Consider the following 2488-nt stretch of genomic DNA (forward strand, 5'->3'; position numbering starts at 1 on the left):
TTTTACGTTTGAATGTCGAAAAAAGGCGGTCGAAAAATTAAATGTGACATACTAATTTAGTATTGACAGAATAAATGTTACATACTATTATAATATCAAGAAGAATAAAACGCTTTCAAAAATCTTTGAAACCAAAGGGGAGTTACACATGGGAACTATTGTATGTCAAACTTGCAACTGCACAATTGAACATTTTGAAGATGAGAAAGTGACGCGGCTATATTCAAAATGTAAAGAGGGAGAATGTCAAGCAGTCCATGAAGATTTAGACTAATAAATAGAAAAAGGTGCGCATTATAGCGCACCTTTTTGTTATTGAATTGCTTTATGTTCTTTAATTACACGTAATGTTTTCAACTCAAAATCTTCCGGTCCTTGAACGGGTAGACCAGCTTCTAGGTTTGTTTGAATATAACTCAGATTCTCTTCCGTAATAATTTCTCCAGGAATAAAGATTGGAATTCCCGGTGGGTATACCATTACAAACTCAGCGATAATTCGGCCAGCTGATTCATGAAATGGCACAACTTCGGTTTCAGCATAAAAAGCATCGCGAGGAGTAACTGCTAAGACTGGAATATCAGGTAGTAAAATAGCTGGTTTTGTTGCTTTTTCAGCTAAGTGATGAACTTCTCTTGACAGCTGCTGTAAAGCGGTAAGTAAGCAATCGATGTCTTCCTTACTATCTCCTGGTGTTACAATACATAAAACATTATATAAATCAGACATTTCCACTTCAATATTGTACGTCTCGCGCAGCCACTTCTCTACGTCATATCCTGTAATACCAAGGTCTGATACGGAAATAATAAGCTTTGTAGGATCTAGGTCGTACGTTGCTTTTGTCCCTAAAATCTCTCGACCAATACAGTGAATATGCTCAATCTTGTTAAGCTCTGTACGAGCATATTCAGCCAGTGCAATAGCTTGATTAGCTAATTTTTCGCCTTCTGTGGCTAATCGCTTACGAGCTACGTCCAAAGAAGCTAGTAGCACATATGATGTAGATGTTGTTGTTAACATACTTAGGATTGCTTGAACACGCTGTGGCGATACAAGCCCTTCGCGAACGTTTAAAATAGAGCTTTGAGTCATTGATCCCCCAAGCTTATGAACACTTGTAGCGGCCATGTCTGCGCCTGCTTGCATAGCTGATAGCGGTAATTCATCGTGAAAATGAATATGAACACCATGAGCCTCATCAACCAAAACAGGTACCCTATAAGAGTGAGCAACTTCAACAATTTTACGTAAGTCACCTGAAATTCCAAAGTAGGTAGGATTAATAACGAGTACCGCTTTTGCATCAGGATGCTGAGCTAGCGCTTTTTCAACTGCATCAGTCGTAATTCCATGAGAAATACCGAGGTTTTCATCGATTTCAGGATGAATGAAAACAGGCGTAGCTCCAGAAAAGACAACGGCGCTCATAACGGATTTATGAACGTTTCTAGGAACGATGATTTTATCTCCAGGCCCACAAGTTGTCATGACCATTGCCATAATAGCCCCGCTTGTTCCTTGGACAGAAAAGAAAGTATGATCTGCTCCGAACGCTTCAGCAGCTAAGTCCTGAGCTTCTTTAATAATACCTTTTGGCTGATGTAAATCATCAAGTGGTCCAATGTTAATCAAATCAATTGAAAGTGCGTTGTCGCCAATAAAATCTTTAAATTCAGGGTCCATGCCATTTCCTTTTTTATGACCAGGAATATGAAACTGAATGGGATTTTTTTTTGCATGTTCCACTAACCCTGTGAATAATGGAGTTGAGAATTGAGAAGTCAACTTTGCTAAACACCTCTTTAATAAAAATAATGAGCGGAGCCAGCTTTTGTACGAAGGTCTCCCGTGCGCTATATTGCTATAACTAAGAATCAGTGAAGATTCATTCTCCACTGATTAAATGTGCATGACATGTAAACTGTTTTATAAAAATAAAAACAATAAGAAGAAATGTAATTTCATACAGTTTCTTCGTTATGTATTCAATAAAACAAATGAATTATAGCACTTATTAATATGTTTGCAAAGGGATTTTTTAAACATATTCGCATTATAAGAAATCAATCTAAACTTACGCGTAGCGATAAAGTTTTGTGAAGCTGAATTCATATGATAAAGTATTACTTGAAAGTCTTAGAACAAATACATAAAAAGTGAGCGGAGGAGTTAGATGGAATATCAATATCCTATCTCCCTTGATTGGAGTACAGAAGAAATCATTGATGTGGTTAAATTTTTTGAAAGCATTGAAAAAGCTTATGAAAAAGGAATTGAGCGCGAACAGCTAATGGGTATCTATCGTCGTTTTAAAGAAATTGTTCCAAGCAAAGCAGAAGAAAAAACAATTTGCAATGACTTTGAAGATCAAAGTGGGTATTCATCCTATCGAACAATTCAACAAGCAAAAGCTGGCGAATCTGGTGACATTATTCGCATGAAAAAGTAAAGAAAATTCTTTAACATGTTTTCCGAACCAACAAAA

Annotated in this window: 3 protein-coding genes; 2 read left to right on the top strand and 1 reads right to left on the bottom strand. The window is 36.8% G+C overall.

Features of this window, described 5'->3' with window-relative positions; translation table 11 throughout:
- The first annotated feature begins 148 nt into the window (after positions 1-148).
- On the top strand, positions 149-274 hold the full coding sequence (locus tag BFL01S_RS20225; RefSeq protein WP_076513032.1) for a GapA-binding peptide SR1P: 126 nt from the start codon (positions 149-151) through the stop codon (positions 272-274).
- A 38-nt stretch (positions 275-312) separates the two neighbouring features.
- On the opposite strand, the gene BFL01S_RS19350 is transcribed toward BFL01S_RS20225, so the two are convergent.
- The gene (locus tag BFL01S_RS19350) at positions 313-1788 is read right to left on the bottom strand and encodes an aminotransferase class I/II-fold pyridoxal phosphate-dependent enzyme (protein ID WP_025909121.1); all 1476 of its coding nucleotides are present in this window, start codon (positions 1786-1788) and stop codon (positions 313-315) included.
- Positions 1789-2176: 388 nt separating this feature from the next.
- On the opposite strand from BFL01S_RS19350, the gene BFL01S_RS19355 reads away from it, so the two are divergent.
- Positions 2177-2452: a UPF0223 family protein gene (locus BFL01S_RS19355; RefSeq protein WP_061786692.1), complete on the top strand. Its 276-nt coding sequence runs from the start codon at positions 2177-2179 to the stop codon at positions 2450-2452.
- The last annotated feature ends 36 nt before the right edge of the window (positions 2453-2488 follow it).

It is taken from the genome of Priestia flexa NBRC 15715, from assembly GCF_001591565.1.
In the GTDB taxonomy this organism is placed as follows: domain Bacteria; phylum Bacillota; class Bacilli; order Bacillales; family Bacillaceae_H; genus Priestia; species Priestia flexa.

Coding starts and splice junctions, on each gene's coding strand:
- BFL01S_RS20225 (WP_076513032.1), top strand. CDS start 149: ATGGGAACTATTGTATGTCAAACTTGCAACTGCACAATTGAACATTTT.
- BFL01S_RS19355 (WP_061786692.1), top strand. CDS start 2,177: ATGGAATATCAATATCCTATCTCCCTTGATTGGAGTACAGAAGAAATC.